The following is a 15,087-nucleotide window of genomic DNA, read 5'->3' as shown; positions in this document are numbered from 1 at the left end:
GTCTTAACCTCGCGGCTCTTGGTTGCTGGCAGTACTTGCGGCCAGAATTGCCAGAACCAGTTGCTGGAAATCCAGACCGGCAGCACGGGCCGCCATCGGCACCAGGCTGTGATCGGTCATGCCCGGTGCCGTGTTGACTTCGAGGAACCAGAACTGCCCGTCGGCGTCCTGCATCACGTCCGCCCTGCCCCAACCGGCGATACCCAGCGCCTCACAGGCCTTCGCCGTGAGGTCCATCAGTTCTTTTTCCTTGGTGCTGTCCAGGCCACATGGGATCCGGTACTGGGTATCGGAAGCCACATACTTGGCGTCGTAGTCGTAGAAGCTGTGAGTGGTGCCCAGGGCAATCGGTGGCAACACCTGGTCACGCAGGGTGGCGATGGTGAACTCCGGACCTTGAATCCATTGCTCGACCAACACTTGCGAATCGTAGGTACTGGCCGCTTTCCAGGCGTCGATCAATTCCGACGCGGACGTCACTTTGGCCATCCCGATACTTGAACCTTCATGGGCCGGTTTGACGATCAAAGGGAAGCCCAGTTCCGTCGCTGCCGAAATACAATCGGCCTCAGAGCTCAGTACCGCGTGACGTGGCGTCGGGATGCCGAGGCTGTGCCAGACCTGTTTGGTCCGCAGCTTGTCCATGGCCAGCGCCGAAGCCAGAATGCCGCTGCCGGTGTACGGAATACCCAGGCATTCAAGCAGGCCCTGCATGCTGCCGTCTTCACCGCCACGACCGTGGAGGATGACAAAGGCGCGGTCGATCTTTTCGTTCAGCAAACGCTGCAGAAGGTCATCGCCCACATCGAGGCCGAACGCGTCCACACCAGCGCTCAGCAGCGCGTCGAGGACAGCGTTACCGGACTTCAGGGACACTTCACGCTCGGCACTCTTGCCGCCGAACAGCACGGCGACGCGGCCGAAGTCTTTCGGCGCGACCGTGGAGACGAGGTTGGCGTAGGCAGCAGTCATTTCAACTTCCCCGCAGTCGGCGCGGCAACAGCACCCGCGAATAGCGGACTGGCCAACAGTTTCGGGGCGAGACCACCGATATCACCGGCGCCCTGGCACAGCAGGATGTCGCCGGCACGCAACAGCGGCTTGACGATCGGTGCGAGGTCGACACCACGTTCGATGTAGATCGGGTCGAGCTGACCGCGCTGACGGATGCTGTTGCACAGCTTGCGGCTGTCGGCGCCCGGGATCGGTTCTTCACCGGCCGGGTAGACTTCCATCAGCAGCAAAACGTTGGCATCGGCCAGTACATTGACGAAGTCGTCGTACAGGTCGCGGGTGCGGCTGTAACGGTGCGGCTGGTACACCATCACCAGACGGCGCTCCGGCCAGCCACCGCGGACGGCTTTGATCACAGCCGCGACTTCCGTCGGGTGGTGACCGTAGTCGTCGACCAGCATCACGTTGCCGCCTTCTACCGGCAGTTCGCCGTAGACCTGGAAGCGTCGACCAACACCCTGGAAGCCGGACAGGCCCTGGACGATGGCTTCATCGCTGACGCCCTCGTCGGTGGCGATGCAGATGGTGGCCAGCGCGTTCAATACGTTGTGGTTACCCGGCATGTTCACCGAGACATCCAGCGGATCGCGATCAGGGCGCAGCACGGTGAAGAAGGTCTGCATGCCTTGCTGGCGCACATTGATGGCGCGCACGTCGCAGTCATCGCCGAAGCCATACGTGACCGTCGGGCGTTTCACCAGCGGCAGGATTTCACGCACCACCGGATCGTCCAGGCACACCACTGCCAGACCGTAGAACGGCAGGTTGTGGAGGAACTCGACGAAGGTTTTCTTCAATACATTGAAGTCACCGCCGTAGGTCGCCATGTGGTCGGCGTCGATGTTGGTGACCACGGCCACCAGCGGCTGCAAGTGCAGGAAACTGGCGTCGCTTTCGTCGGCTTCGGCGATCAGGTAGCGGCTGGTGCCAAGCTGGGCATTGGTGCCCGCGGCATTCAAGCGGCCACCGATGACGAACGTCGGGTCCAGGCCACCGGCCGCGAACACCGAAGCGATCAGGCTGGTGGTGGTGGTCTTGCCGTGCGTACCGGCGACGGCGATGCCGTGGCGATAGCGCATCAGCTCGGCCAGCATTTCGGCACGCGGCACCACAGGGATGCGACGTTCCAGCGCGGTGGCGACTTCCGGGTTGGACGTGTTCACGGCGCTCGACACCACCAGCACATCAGCAGCAGCAGCGTTTTCAGCACGGTGACCGATAAAGATGTGCGCGCCAAAAGACTCGAGACGCTCGGTCACTGGCGAAGCTTTCAGGTCGGAACCGGACACTTCATAGCCCAGGTTCAGCAACACTTCGGCGATGCCGCACATGCCCACGCCGCCGATGCCGACAAAGTGGATGCGACGGATGCGGCGCATTTCCGGTTGCGGCATGGCTTTCTGTTTCTCAACCATGGGCCACCTCCAGGCAGGTATCGACCACGTTACGGGTGGCATCGGGTTTGGCCAGGCGGCGTGCCGCAGTGGCCATGTCGTTGAGTCGTTGTGGTTGCATCAGGACCTCTGTCAGGCGTGCGGCAAGATCCGCTGCGCCAGTCGTTCTTTGCGGCATCAGGAAGGCAGCGCCTTCGCGGGCCAAATAATCGGCGTTGCGGGTCTGGTGATCGTCGATCGCGTGGGGCAAAGGCACCAGCATCGAGGGCAGACCGGCGGCAGCCAGCTCACTGATGGTCAATGCGCCTGCGCGGCACACCACCAGGTCGGCCCAGCCATAGGCTTGGGCCATGTCTTTGATGAAAGGCTGCACTTGCGCCTCGACGCCAGCCGCGCGATAGCGCTCTGCAGTCACTTCATCGTGGTTTTTGCCGGCCTGATGAAACACTTCCGGGCGCAGGTCGGGGGCGACTTGCGACAGGGCTTCAGGCAGCAACTTGTTCAACGGCTCTGCGCCCAGGCTTCCGCCCAGAATCAGCAAACGCGCCTTGCGACCCGCCAGGGCGGGGCGCTGTGTTTCGAGGAACAGCTCGGTGCGCACCGGGTTACCGGTGGTCCGACGGCTGTCCGACAGGGTAAAGGTGTCGGGGAACGCTTCACAGACTCGGGCGGCCAACGGCACCAGCAACCGATTGGCGGTACCGGCCACGGCGTTCTGCTCATGAACGATCACCGGCACGCCGGCCAGTTTGGCTGCAACGCCGCCGGGGCCGGTCACATAACCACCGAAGCCGACCACGCACACCGGCCGCAGCTGACGAATGATCGCCCGCGCCTGCCAGACGGATTTGAGCACCATGAACGGGGCCTTGAGCAGGGACAACTTGCCCTTGCCGCGCAGACCGGTGGCGTTGATCCGATGCAGCTCGATGCCGGCCATCGGCACCAGTTCGTTCTCAATCCCACGCGGTGTTCCGAGCCAGTGCACGGTGTAACCGCGGGCCTGGAATTCGCGCGCGCACGCCAGCGCCGGGAACACGTGTCCACCGGTACCGCCCGCCATGATCAAGACGTTAGCGCCCATGGGTCGGCTCCTCGGCGAAGTCGCTCTCATGGAACTCCATCTCTTCGCTGCCCAGGTGGGTTCGACTCTCCCACTCGATGCGCAACAACAAGCCAAGACAGGCACCGCAGATCACCAACGAACTGCCGCCATAACTGAGGAACGGCAGGGTCAGGCCTTTGGTCGGCAGCAAGCCGACGTTCACCCCGATATTGATCAGGAACTGGCCGATCCACAGGAACGACAGGCCGTAAGCGATGTAGGCGGCGAAGAATTGCTTGGCCTTCTCGGCCCAATAGCCGATGTACATGCCACGCACGCAAACAAAGACGAACAACGCCACCGTGCACAAGGAACCCACGGCACCCAGTTCTTCGGCCAGGACCGAGAACACGAAGTCGGTGTGGGCTTCCGGCAGGTAGAACTGTTTCTGCACGCTGTTGCCCAGGCCAACGCCCAGCCATTCGCCGCGACCGAACGCGATCAACGCCTGCGACAACTGGTAGCCGGCACCGAACTGGTCAGCCCATGGGTCGGCAAAGTTGGTCAGGCGCGCCATTCGATACGGTTGCACTTGAATCAACAGCACCACCGCCCCGACCGCCAGGACCACCATCAAGGAGAAACGGAACAGTCCGACCCCGCCGAGGAACAGCATCGCCGCCGCCGCGCCCATCATGACCACGGTGGCGCCGAAGTCCGGCTCCATCAGCAACAGGCCGGCCATGGGCAGCAGAACGATGAACGGCTTGAAGAAGCCCATCCAGCTTTCGCGCACTTCTTTCTGGCGACGCACCAGATAACCGGCGAGGTAGATCACCACGAACACCTTGGCGATCTCGGACGGCTGGACGTTGAAGAAACTGAAGCCGATCCAGCGCATCGAACCGTTCACTTCACGGCCGATCCCCGGGATGATCACCATCACCAGCAAACCGAATGCACCAATCAGCATCAACCAGCCAAGGCGTTGCCAGGTGGCGATCGGAATCATCATGGTGACGACGCAGGCACCCAGGCCCAGCACGATGTAGATCAGGTGGCGAATCATGTAGTACAGGGCACTGCCCGACTGCACGGCCGCCACTTCGGTCGACGCCGAGGCGATCATGACCAGCCCGAGGCCGATCAAGGCCAGGCAACCGGCGAGCATCGGGAAGTCGAGGTCGATGCCGCGCCCGGTGATGATCGGCGACGGATAGGGCTTGATGATATTGAGCAGGCTCATGCCAGTTCCTCCACGGCGCGGACGAACTGATGACCACGGTCTTCGTAATTCTTGAACATGTCGAAACTGGCGCAGGCAGGCGACAACAGCACGACGTCGCCCGGTTGCGCAGCGGCGCGGCATTGTTCGACGGCTTCGATCAGGGAAGCGGCGCGGATCAGTGGCACGGCATCGCCGATGGCCTCACCGATCTTGTCGGAGTCGCGGCCCATCAGGATCACGGCGCGGCAGTTGGCCGCCACCGGATCCCGCAGATCATTGAACTCGGCACCCTTGCCATCGCCACCGGCGATCAGCACGACCTTACCGTCGATGTCCGCGCCCAGTCCTTCGATGGCCGCCAGTGCGGCGCCGACGTTGGTGGCTTTGGAATCGTTGTAGTAGCCCACGCCATCCAGGTCCCGGACCCATTGGCAGCGATGCTCGAGGCCAGCGAAGGTACGCAGGCTCGAGAGCATGGCGTCGAACGGCAGGCCGACGGCGTGGCCCAGCGCCAAGGCCGCGAGGGCGTTGGACTGGTTGTGGGCGCCACGAATCTTCAACTCGCGCACCGGCATCAGGTTCTGGAATTCGAAGGCCAGGTACTTCTCGCCGTCTTCTTCGCGGATACCGAAAGCCTTGAAATCGGGCTTGCTCAAACCGAAGGTCCAGCACGGCTGGCCCTCGCCCATCAGCGGACGGCTCAGGGCATCCTGACGGTTGACCACAAACTGTTTGGCGCCACGGAAGATCCGGTGCTTGGCCAGGTGATAGGCCGGCAGACCGCTGTAGCGGTCCATGTGGTCTTCACTGACGTTGAGCACGGTCGCCACTTCGGCGTTGAGTTGATCGGTGGTTTCGAGCTGGAAGCTCGACAACTCCATCACGTACAACTCGACGTCGTCGCTGAGCAAATCCAGCGCCGGCGTACCGAGGTTGCCACCGACAGCGACACGCTTGCCCGCCGCCAGAGCCATCTCGCCGACCAGGGTGGTAACGGTGCTTTTCGCGTTGGAACCGCTGATGGCGACAATCGGCGCCTTCGCGTTACGCGCGAACAGCTCGATGTCACCGGACAATTTCACGCCGCGGGCGGCAGCAGCCTGCAGGGCCGGGGTCGCCAGCGCCAGGCCGGGACTCACGTAGAGCTCGTCGGCACGGCACAGGAACTCGACGTCCAGCTCGCCACAACGCACTTCCACGTGCGGATAGTCACGCTTGAGCGTGGCCAGTTCCGGTGGATTTTCCCGCGTATCGGCCACAGCAAACGACGTGCCCCGGTTCGCCAGGAAGCGAACCAGGGACATGCCGCTCTTGCCGAGGCCGACAACGATGCGGAAGTGGTCAGAAGCGATCAGAGACACTCGTTCTACCTCAGCTTCAGGGTGGCAAGGCCGACCAATACGAGAATCACGGTGATGATCCAGAAACGGACGATCACACGCGGCTCGGGCCAGCCCTTGAGTTCAAAGTGGTGGTGAATCGGTGCCATGCGGAACACACGGCGACCGGTCAGCTTGAAAGAAGCAACCTGGATAACCACGGACAGGGTTTCCATCACGAACACGCCGCCCATGATGAACAGGACGATTTCCTGACGGACGATCACCGCAATGGTGCCTAGGGCCGCGCCCAACGCCAGCGCGCCGACGTCGCCCATGAAGACCTGCGCCGGATAGGTGTTGAACCAGAGGAAACCGAGGCCCGCACCGATCAAGGCACCGCAGAACACAATCAACTCGCCTGCGCCCGGAACGTAAGGGATCAGCAGGTATTCAGCGAATTTCACGTTACCGGACAGGTAGCAGAAGATGCCAAGACCGCCACCGACCATCACCGTCGGCATGATCGCCAGACCGTCGAGGCCGTCGGTCAGGTTGACCGCGTTGCTCGAGCCGACGATCACGAAATAGGTCAGAACGACGAAGCCTATGCCCAGCGGAATGCTGTAGTCCTTGAGCATCGGCAGGATCAGGGTGGTTTCCACCGGCGTCGCAGCGGTCATATAAAGGAAGATCGCCGCGCCCAGGCCGAACACCGACTGCCAGAAATACTTCCAGCGGCTCGGCAGGCCTTTGGAGTTTTTCTCGATCACTTTGCGATAGTCGTCGACCCAGCCGATAGCGCCGAACAGCAAGGTCACCAGCAACACGGTCCAGACGTAACGGTTGCTCAGGTCAGCCCAGAGCAAGGTGCTGACGCCGATGGACGACAGGATCAGTGCGCCGCCCATGGTCGGGGTGCCCGACTTGGACAAGTGCGATTGTGGACCGTCGTTGCGAACGGATTGACCGATCTGACGGTTCTGCAACGTGCGGATCATCCACGGGCCATAGCACAGCGACAAAACCAGCGCAGTCAGCACACCGAGGATCCCGCGCAGGGTCAGGTACTGAAAGACCGCGAAGCCTTTGTAGAACTGTTGCAGATACTCCGCTAGCAGCAGCAGCATTAATGTTTCTCCAGGCTGGACCCGCACAAAGCGGCGACGACGTTTTCCATCGCAGCGCTGCGCGAGCCCTTGATCAAAATGGTGGTGTTGGTGTCTTGCTCGGCGCCCAGGGCCTTGATCAGTTCAGCCTGAGTGCTGAAGTGAAAGGCCTGTGGACCGAAAGCGTTCACGGCGTGAGCCATCAGTGGCCCGACGGCGTAGAGCGCGGAAACCTTGCCGCGGGCGTATTCGCCCACATCGCGGTGCCCCTGCTCCGCCCAATCGCCCAATTCGCCGATATCCCCGAGCACCAGAACAGTGCGGCCGGAAAAGCCGGCGAGTATATCAACGGCGGCGCACATGGAGGTGGGGTTCGCGTTGTAAGTGTCATCGATCACGCGCATGCCATTTGTGGCCAGTTGCGCGACAGTGCGACCCTTTACCGGTTGCACGGCACCGAGGCCGGTGGCGATGCCGAACAGCGACACGCCCAGGGCATGCGCGGCAGCGGCGGCGGCCATGGCATTGGCGACGTTATGGGTGCCGAGCAGGTTCAGTTGAACGCGCTCCACACCTTCAGGACTGTGCAGATTGAAAGCCGGGCAACCGCGCGCATCGCGATCCAGGTCGCTGGCGTAGAAGTCGGCGCTTGGGTTGTTCAGGGCGAAAGTCAGCACTTTGCGACCGCCCGCACGAGCCTTCCAGATGCCGAACGCCTTGTCGTCAAGATTGAGAACGGCGACGCCATCGGCCTCCAGCCCTTCAATGATCTCGCCCTTGGCTTCAACGATTTTGTCCGGCCCGCCGAACTCGCCGACGTGGGCGGTCCCGGCGTTGTTGAGCACGGCCACATGCGGCTTGGTCATGCCGACGGTGTAGGCAATTTCACCAAGACGCGATGCACCGAGTTCAATGACGGCGGAGGTATGTTCCGGCGCGAGTTCGAGCAGGGTCAACGGTACGCCGAGGTCGTTGTTCAGGTTGCCACGTGTCGCCAGTACCGGACCGCGGGTGCGCAGGATGCTGGCGAGCATTTCCTTGACCGTGGTTTTGCCGCTGGACCCGGTGATCGCCGCGACCGGGTGGGTAAACGCGGCACGGTTCATCGCGCCCAACTGGCCCAACGCCTGGCGGGTGTCCTTGACCAGCAATTGCGGCAGCGCGCTGTCGGCGACTTCGCGCTCGACCAGAGCGGCAACCGCGCCTTTGCTGGCGACGTCGTTCAAATAGTCATGACCGTCGAAGCGCGGACCGGTCAGAGCAATAAACAGTTGGCCCGGTTTGATCGCGCGGCTGTCGATGCTGACGCCATCGAACGTGGCATCGGCCGCGATCAATCGTGCATTCAGTGCGCCGGCCAGTTCGCTCAGTTTCAAGGCTTTAAGCATGGGCCACCTCCCACGCGGTCAAGGCGTGATCAGCCTCGACCAGATCGGAGAAAGCATGACGCTCGCCGTTGATTTCCTGATAGTCCTCGTGACCTTTACCGGCCAGGACAATCACGTCATCCGCCGAAGCGCTGGCGATCAACTGGGCAATCGCCTGACCACGGCCAGCGACGAAAGTGACTTTATCCACAGCGGTGAAACCGGCGCGGATGTCATCGAAAATCAGCGAAGGGTCTTCGGTGCGAGGGTTGTCATCGGTGACCAGCACACCGTCGGCCAGACGCTCGACCACTTCGGCCATCAGCGGACGCTTGCCGCGATCGCGATCACCGCCACAGCCAAACAGGCACAACAAACGGCCTTTGGCGTGTGGACGCAGGGCCATCAAGACTTTTTCCAGCGCATCCGGGGTGTGGGCGTAATCGACCACCACCAGTGGCTGAGTGCCGCCGCCCAGACGCTGCATGCGACCAGCCGGGCCTTCGAGTTTCGGCAGGACCTTGAGGATTTCGTCCAGCGCGTAGTCCAGGCCGAGCAAGGCGCCGACCGCGGCCAGTACGTTGCTCAGGTTGAAACGGCCGAGCAAGGTGCTGCGCAAATGGTGTTCGCCCTGGGGCGTGACCAGCGTGGCGCGCACACCTTCATCGTCGAACTGCGCTTCACGGCAATAGAGGTAGGCGCTGGCATCTTCCAGGCTGTAGGTGATCAGGCGCGACTCACGCTTGTCCGCAACCAGTTGACGGCCGAACTCGTCGTCGAGATTGATCACCCGGCACTTCAAATCGTTCCAGGCAAACAGCTTGGCCTTGGCTTCGCCGTAGGCCTGCATGGTCCCGTGGTAATCGAGGTGATCGCGGGACAGGTTGGTCATCACCGCCACATCGAACGCCAGCGCGGTCACGCGGCCTTGGTCCAGGCCGTGGGAGGACACTTCCATGGCGACGGCTTTGGCGCCGGCCTTTTTCAGGTCGGCCAAGGTCGCTTGCACAGCGATCGGGTTCGGCGTGGTGTGCAGGCCACTTTCCAGTGCACCGTAGAAACCGGTACCCAGGGTGCCGACAATGCCGCAATGCTGGCCGAGTAAATCCAGGGCTTGCGCAACCAATTGCGTGACGCTGGTTTTGCCGTTGGTACCGGTCACGCCGACCAGGTTCAGGTGCCGGCTCGGGTCGCCATAAAAGCGACCGGCGATGTCCGACAGCTGCGCCGCCAGGCCTTTGACCGGAATCAGCGGCACGTCGGTGATCGGCAACACGGTAGCGCCTTCGACTTCGTAAGCCACGGCAGCAGCACCGCGCTGCAAGGCATCGGCGATGTGCGCGCGCCCGTCGAACTTGCCGCCAGGGACGGCGAGAAACAGATCGCCAGCCCGCACGTTGCGGCTGTCCAGGGTCAGCTCGCGGATCAATAGATCGCGGCCGGCGTGGGCGAAAATCTTGTTCAGGCTCAAAGACATTAGCCGCGCCCTCCATTGGCTTTCAGTGGAACGACCGGTGTGGCGTTAGCGGTTTGTGTCGGTGGCAGGTTGTCCGGGGTGATGTTCATCAGGCGCAGTGTCCCGGACATCACTTTGCTGAACACCGGTGCCGAGACCAGACCACCGAAGTAACCGGCCTTGGTCGGTTCATCGATCACCACCACGATTGCGTAACGCGGATCGCTCATCGGGCCGAAGCCGGCGAACAGCGAGCGGTAGGAATTCTCGGCGTAGCCTTTGGTGCCCACTGACGTCTTGCGTGCAGTGCCCGACTTGCCAGCCACGTGATACGCCGGCACCTGCGCACGGAAGACACCGCGCGGGGCCTCGATCACCTGGGTCAACATGCCTTGCATGGTTTTCGCGACGGCTTCCGGCAGCACTTGTGTGGTTTGCGCTGGTTTGTCGGTTTTGATCAGGGTCAGCGGTGCGAGGCGACCGTTGTTGGCCAGGGCCGAGAAGGCGTGGACCAACTGGATCGCGGTCACGGAAATACCGTAGCCGTAGGACAGCGTGGCGGTTTCAGCCTTGCGCCATTCGCGGTAGTTCGGCAGGTTGCCGACGCGCTCACCCGGGAAGCCGAGACCGGTGTCCTGGCCGAGGCCGACCTTCTGCGCAAGGCGGAAAATGGTTTCGCCGCCGATATCGAACGCGACCTTACTCATGCCGACGTTACTGGAATTGATCAGGATGCCGGTCAGGTCGAGCACCGGACCTTCGGTCTTGGAGACGTCCTTGATGGTGTATTTACCGATCTGCAAGGTGCCCGGGTAAACCTCGACGGTATCGCTCGGCTTCCAGCGACCGGTTTCGATCGCGGCGCTCATGGAGATGGCTTTCATGGTCGAACCCGGCTCGAACACGTCGATCATGGCGCGGTTGCGCATCATCGCCGGTTGCAGGTTGCGACGGTTGTTCGGGTTGTAGGTCGGCTGGTTGACCATGGCGAGGATCTCACCGGTCTTCACGTCCATGATGACCAGGCTGCCGGCCTTGGCACCGTTCTCGATGATCGCGTTACGCAGCTCGCGGTTGGCCAGGTATTGCAGACGCAGGTCAATGGACAACGCCAAGGGCTTGCCGGCCTTGGCGTTTTTGGTGACCTGGACATCCTTGATAAGTCGGCCACGCCGATCCTTGATGACCTGTCGCTTGCCGGCGACCCCGGCCAGCCATTCGTCGTAGGCCAGTTCGACCCCTTCTCGACCGTGGTCATCGATGTCGGTAAAGCCGACCATGTGCGCGGTGACTTCACCGGCCGGGTAGAAACGCCGGAACTCTTCGATGCCGTAGACACCCGGTACTTTCAGATCGAGTACAGACTGGCCCTGCTCAGGAGTCAGCCCGCGCACGAGGTAGATGAATTCTTTGTTGGCCTGGGCTTCGAGGCGTTCGGCCAGGGCTTTAGGGTCTTGGCCCAGAGCCGCCGCCAGTGCTGGCCATTTCTCTTTGGCCAGTTGCATTTCCTTGGCATTCGCCCACAGCGTGGTGACCGGGGTACTCACGGCCAACGGCTCGCCGTTACGGTCGGTGATCAGACCACGGTGAGCCGGAATCGGAATGTGACGAACGCTGCGCGCATCGCCCTGACCTTTAAGGAAGGCACGGTCGACGACTTGCAGGTCGATGATGCGCCAGCAAATCGCCGCAACCATGACACCAAGCAAGCCCAGCACCAGGCGGAAACGCCATGGGAACAGTGCGCCTTCGAGTTTCATCATGGCGCCACCATCTGCACTTCAGCGGCGCCGGGAATGCGCATCTTCAGTTGCTCGGTGGCCAGCACTTCGATACGGCTGTGCGCAGTCCAGGTGCTCTGCTCGAGAATCAACCGGCCCCACTCCGCCTGCGCCTTGTCGCGCACGCTCAACTCGGCGTACAGCGAGTTCAGCAACTGACGGTTCCAGTGGGCGCTGTACGACACGCCGATGGCCGACACGAGCACGCCAATAAACAGCAGCAGCATGAAAAAGCTTCCGCCGGGAAGAGGCTTGGCGAAAAGCTTGCTCACCGCAGCTTCTCCGCGACGCGCATGACGGCGCTCCGGGAACGTGGGTTGGCTTTGAGTTCGGCCTCGGAGGCGGACTGCGCTTTGCCATGGATTTTGATGATCGGTTCGAACGCAACGTGACGGACCGGCAGGTTGCGCGGCAGGTTGTCGGCTTCGCCTTTTACCAGTTTGCGCATGAACAGTTTGACGATACGGTCTTCCAGCGAGTGGAAGCTGATGACGACCAGACGGCCGCCGATCTCCAGGCAGTCCAGGGCGGCTTCGAGGCCGGCTTCCAGGTCGCCCAGTTCGTTGTTGACGTGAATACGCAGGCCTTGGAACGCACGGGTCGCAGGGTTCTTGCCCTTTTCCCATGCCGGGTTGGCGACTTTCAGGACTTCAGCCAGGTCGGCTGTGCGTTCGAACGGCTTGATGTCGCGACGCTCGGCCACGGCACGGGCCATGCGGCCGGAAAAACGCTCTTCGCCGTATTCCTTGAATACGCGGGCGATTTCTTCCACCGGTGCAGTATTGACGAATTCGGCAGCGCTGATCCCGCGGGACGGGTCCATGCGCATGTCCAGCGGGCCATCATTGAGGAAACTGAAGCCGCGCTCAGGGTCGTCGAGCTGTGGCGAAGACACGCCCAGGTCGAGCAACACACCGCTGACCTTGCCGTGCAGGCCGCGTTCGGCCACTTCCGAACCCAGCTCGGCAAAGCTGCGTTGCACAACGACAAAGCGGCCGTCTTCGGCCGCTAGCGTTTGCCCGGTGGCAATCGCTTGAGGATCCTTGTCGAATCCGAGGACCCGACCATCGGGGCCGAGCTGGCTGAGGATCAACCGACTGTGCCCGCCGCGCCCGAACGTACCGTCCAGATAGCAGCCATCAGGACGTACGGCGAGAGCCTCCACGGCTTCGTCAAGCAGTACGGTGATGTGGTTAAAGCCGCTATCAATAGTCACAGGATCAAATCACGCAGTTCATCAGGCATGGCGCCCGGTTGTTGAATAGCAGCCAGGTCAGCGGCAGAAACCGCATCCCAGGCATCCTCGTCCCACAATTGGAACTTGTTCAGTTGGCCTACCAACATCGCGCGCTTATCCAACTTGGCATATTCACGAAGACGCGGCGGAACCAGAAAACGACCACTGCCATCGAGCTCGAGGTCGACGGCATTACCAATCAGTAAACGTTGCAGGCGGCGGTTCTCTTCGCGAAGCGAAGGCAGTGCGCGCAGTTTGGTTTCGATAATTTCCCACTCATCGAGGGGGTAAACACACAAACACGGATCAACGGCATCAATTGTGACGATCAGTTGACCGGAACTACGCGAAACGAGCTCGTCACGGTACCGGCTCGGCATAGCGAGACGGCCCTTTGCGTCGAGACTGATAGCGTTAGCTCCGCGAAACACGTCAGCGTTTCTCCAAATATTAGCGTTTTACGCTCAAAAAACCCACTTCATGCCACTTTCCGCCACTTGCGCACACTATAGGAATGCGGCCACCGCACCGTCAAGGCGCGGTTTAAAGGAAAAGCCTTACAGAACTGAGATTTAGGAGGGTAAACGGAGGGGTAACGACAATCTGACGGCTGAATTTGCCCGATAACTTGAATCAGCACAGAAGGCTGCGTTCGAAAGTTAAAGTAATTTGTTAAGAGTAAGATTTTTTCGGTATTACGAAAGTGTTCTGGCAACGATTCTGGAAGGAGGGAAAATGCTACTACCAGCGCCCTGCTCAACGATTAAAGCAGGGAGGAAAAAAGGTGGAGAGTCGATCTGTAAGCCGGGTTCTGTCTTGAACAGTCATTCGTCTACGATGGCCATCACTGGACATCTTTAGCAACCTACCCGGTCCCAGCGCGGGCCACGCCTTGGGACCCTATTTGGTCTTGCTCCAAGTGGGGTTTACCTAGCCACGAACTGTTGCCAGACGTGCGGTGCGCTCTTACCGCACCTTTTCACCCTTACCGGCGCCGAAGCGCTTAGGCGGTTATTTTCTGTGGCACTTTCCGTAGGCTCACGCCTCCCAGGCATTACCTGGCACTTCGCCCTATGGAGCCCGGACTTTCCTCCCCCCCCTAATTTTCATAGAGGGCAGCGACTGTCCAATCGACTCTCCGCCGCGAAGGTTAACGGCAGAGCGGCCGAAGAACAAGCGCTAAACACCTTTGGCTGCTCCTGTGCGTCGGGTTTTTACTCGCCCTTCTGTTTATCCAGCGCCACCTGATAGAGCACATTCTTGCGCTCACCGGTAATTTGCGCCGCCAATGCCGCCGCACGCTTGAGCGGCATCTCTTCAAGCAACAGATTGAGAATGCGCATGGCCTCACTGCTGACCGCGTCCTCGGTCTCGGGCACCGACCAGCCCGCCACCAACACCACGCACTCGCCGCGCTGCTGATTGCTGTCCGACTCGACGAACTCACGCAACTCGGCCAGCGGCAGGCCTTTGAGGGTTTCGAAGGTTTTGGTGATTTCGCGCGCCAGCAACGCCGGACGCTCGGGGCCGAACACCAGCTCCATGTCTTGCAGGCACTCAAGGATGCGATGCGGCGCTTCGTAGAAAATCAGTGTGCGCGGCTCTTCCTTGACCAGCTCAAGACGAGCGCGACGACCGACAGCCTTGGCCGGCAGGAAGCCTTCAAATATAAAACGGTCCGACGGCAATCCCGCCGCCGACAATGCGGCGATCAAGGCACAGGCACCCGGGACCGGTACCACATTGATCCCCGCCGCACGCGCCTGACGCACCAGGTGATAACCCGGATCGGAAATCAGCGGCGTGCCGGCATCGGAGATCAGCGCCACATCGTCGCCCGCCAGCAATCGCGTGATAAAGCGACTACCTTCGTCGCGCTCGTTGTGTTCATGGCAGGCCGCCAGCGGCGTGGGAATGCCGAAATGTTGCATCAGGCGCTGGGAGTGACGGGTGTCTTCGGCGGCAATCAACGCGACGTCGCGCAGGATCTTCAGCGCACGTGCACTGATGTCGTCCAGGTTGCCGATGGGCGTCGCCACCACATAAAGCGAGCCAGCAGCGGAATTCAAAGCACCTGGAGCAGTCAAAGCGCACACCTCATGATCGGTAAAAGGCGACATTGTAGCGCGTAGCAGCG

Annotated in this window: 13 protein-coding genes and 1 other RNA gene; all 14 read right to left on the bottom strand. The window is 61.4% G+C overall.

The window, feature by feature from the left end; genetic code table 11:
• Positions 1-3 precede the first annotated feature (3 nt).
• The gene (locus K0F88_RS05230) at positions 4-972 is read right to left on the bottom strand and encodes a D-alanine--D-alanine ligase (RefSeq protein WP_219094433.1); all 969 of its coding nucleotides are present in this window, start codon (positions 970-972) and stop codon (positions 4-6) included.
• Positions 969-2,429, bottom strand: a complete 1,461-nt coding sequence (gene murC, locus K0F88_RS05225; protein ID WP_219094431.1) for a UDP-N-acetylmuramate--L-alanine ligase — start codon at positions 2,427-2,429, stop codon at positions 969-971. The genes K0F88_RS05230 and murC overlap by 4 nt, the downstream gene beginning before the upstream one ends.
• On the bottom strand, positions 2,422-3,492 hold the full coding sequence (gene murG, locus K0F88_RS05220) for an undecaprenyldiphospho-muramoylpentapeptide beta-N-acetylglucosaminyltransferase (RefSeq protein WP_219094429.1): 1,071 nt from the start codon (positions 3,490-3,492) through the stop codon (positions 2,422-2,424). The genes murC and murG overlap by 8 nt, the downstream gene beginning before the upstream one ends.
• Positions 3,482-4,699, bottom strand: a complete 1,218-nt coding sequence (ftsW, locus tag K0F88_RS05215; RefSeq protein ID WP_374039706.1) for a putative lipid II flippase FtsW — start codon at positions 4,697-4,699, stop codon at positions 3,482-3,484. The genes murG and ftsW overlap by 11 nt, the downstream gene beginning before the upstream one ends.
• Positions 4,696-6,042, bottom strand: a complete 1,347-nt coding sequence (gene murD / locus K0F88_RS05210; RefSeq protein ID WP_219094427.1) for a UDP-N-acetylmuramoyl-L-alanine--D-glutamate ligase — start codon at positions 6,040-6,042, stop codon at positions 4,696-4,698. The genes ftsW and murD overlap by 4 nt, the downstream gene beginning before the upstream one ends.
• 5 nt (positions 6,043-6,047) lie before the next feature.
• Positions 6,048-7,130, bottom strand: a complete 1,083-nt coding sequence (gene mraY, locus K0F88_RS05205; RefSeq protein ID WP_109634708.1) for a phospho-N-acetylmuramoyl-pentapeptide-transferase — start codon at positions 7,128-7,130, stop codon at positions 6,048-6,050.
• A complete protein-coding gene (murF, locus tag K0F88_RS05200; protein WP_219094425.1) occupies positions 7,130-8,497 on the bottom strand; it encodes a UDP-N-acetylmuramoyl-tripeptide--D-alanyl-D-alanine ligase in 1,368 nt (455 codons plus the stop codon). Before murF ends, mraY begins: the two co-directional genes overlap by 1 nt.
• Positions 8,490-9,953 (bottom strand): UDP-N-acetylmuramoyl-L-alanyl-D-glutamate--2,6-diaminopimelate ligase, encoded by a 1,464-nt coding sequence (locus K0F88_RS05195; protein ID WP_219094423.1) that lies wholly within the window; start codon positions 9,951-9,953, stop codon positions 8,490-8,492. The genes murF and K0F88_RS05195 overlap by 8 nt, the downstream gene beginning before the upstream one ends.
• Positions 9,953-11,692 carry a penicillin-binding protein 2 gene (locus K0F88_RS05190; protein ID WP_219094613.1) on the bottom strand — a complete coding sequence of 580 codons (1,740 nt, stop codon included), beginning with the start codon at positions 11,690-11,692 and terminating at the stop codon, positions 9,953-9,955. The genes K0F88_RS05195 and K0F88_RS05190 overlap by 1 nt, the downstream gene beginning before the upstream one ends.
• Positions 11,692-11,985, bottom strand: a complete 294-nt coding sequence (gene ftsL, locus K0F88_RS05185) for a cell division protein FtsL (RefSeq protein WP_010458132.1) — start codon at positions 11,983-11,985, stop codon at positions 11,692-11,694. The genes K0F88_RS05190 and ftsL overlap by 1 nt, the downstream gene beginning before the upstream one ends.
• A complete protein-coding gene (rsmH, locus tag K0F88_RS05180; protein ID WP_010458133.1) occupies positions 11,982-12,929 on the bottom strand; it encodes a 16S rRNA (cytosine(1402)-N(4))-methyltransferase RsmH in 948 nt (315 codons plus the stop codon). Before rsmH ends, ftsL begins: the two co-directional genes overlap by 4 nt.
• Positions 12,926-13,381 carry a division/cell wall cluster transcriptional repressor MraZ gene (gene mraZ / locus K0F88_RS05175; protein WP_008147486.1) on the bottom strand — a complete coding sequence of 152 codons (456 nt, stop codon included), beginning with the start codon at positions 13,379-13,381 and terminating at the stop codon, positions 12,926-12,928. Before mraZ ends, rsmH begins: the two co-directional genes overlap by 4 nt.
• Before the next feature lie 353 nt (positions 13,382-13,734).
• An RNA gene (rnpB, locus tag K0F88_RS05170) (RNase P RNA component class A) lies at positions 13,735-14,088 on the bottom strand.
• A 76-nt stretch (positions 14,089-14,164) separates the two neighbouring features.
• Positions 14,165-15,070, bottom strand: a complete 906-nt coding sequence (gene rsmI, locus K0F88_RS05165; RefSeq protein ID WP_167362276.1) for a 16S rRNA (cytidine(1402)-2'-O)-methyltransferase — start codon at positions 15,068-15,070, stop codon at positions 14,165-14,167.
• Positions 15,071-15,087 lie beyond the last annotated feature (17 nt).

This window comes from Pseudomonas sp. UMAB-40, assembly GCF_900095275.1.
Classification (GTDB): Bacteria; Pseudomonadota; Gammaproteobacteria; order Pseudomonadales; family Pseudomonadaceae; genus Aquipseudomonas; species Aquipseudomonas mandelii_B.
The sequence above is the reverse complement of the archived record's forward strand: the minus strand, read 5'-3'. Positions and strand labels throughout refer to the sequence as shown.

Coding starts and splice junctions, on each gene's coding strand:
- K0F88_RS05230 (WP_219094433.1), bottom strand. CDS start 972: ATGACTGCTGCCTACGCCAACCTCGTCTCCACGGTCGCGCCGAAAGAC.
- murC (WP_219094431.1), bottom strand. CDS start 2,429: ATGGTTGAGAAACAGAAAGCCATGCCGCAACCGGAAATGCGCCGCATC.
- murG (WP_219094429.1), bottom strand. CDS start 3,492: ATGGGCGCTAACGTCTTGATCATGGCGGGCGGTACCGGTGGACACGTG.
- ftsW (WP_374039706.1), bottom strand. CDS start 4,699: ATGAGCCTGCTCAATATCATCAAGCCCTATCCGTCGCCGATCATCACC.
- mraY (WP_109634708.1), bottom strand. CDS start 7,130: ATGCTGCTGCTGCTAGCGGAGTATCTGCAACAGTTCTACAAAGGCTTC.
- murF (WP_219094425.1), bottom strand. CDS start 8,497: ATGCTTAAAGCCTTGAAACTGAGCGAACTGGCCGGCGCACTGAATGCA.
- K0F88_RS05195 (WP_219094423.1), bottom strand. CDS start 9,953: ATGTCTTTGAGCCTGAACAAGATTTTCGCCCACGCCGGCCGCGATCTA.
- K0F88_RS05190 (WP_219094613.1), bottom strand. CDS start 11,692: ATGAAACTCGAAGGCGCACTGTTCCCATGGCGTTTCCGCCTGGTGCTG.
- rsmI (WP_167362276.1), bottom strand. CDS start 15,070: ATGTCGCCTTTTACCGATCATGAGGTGTGCGCTTTGACTGCTCCAGGT.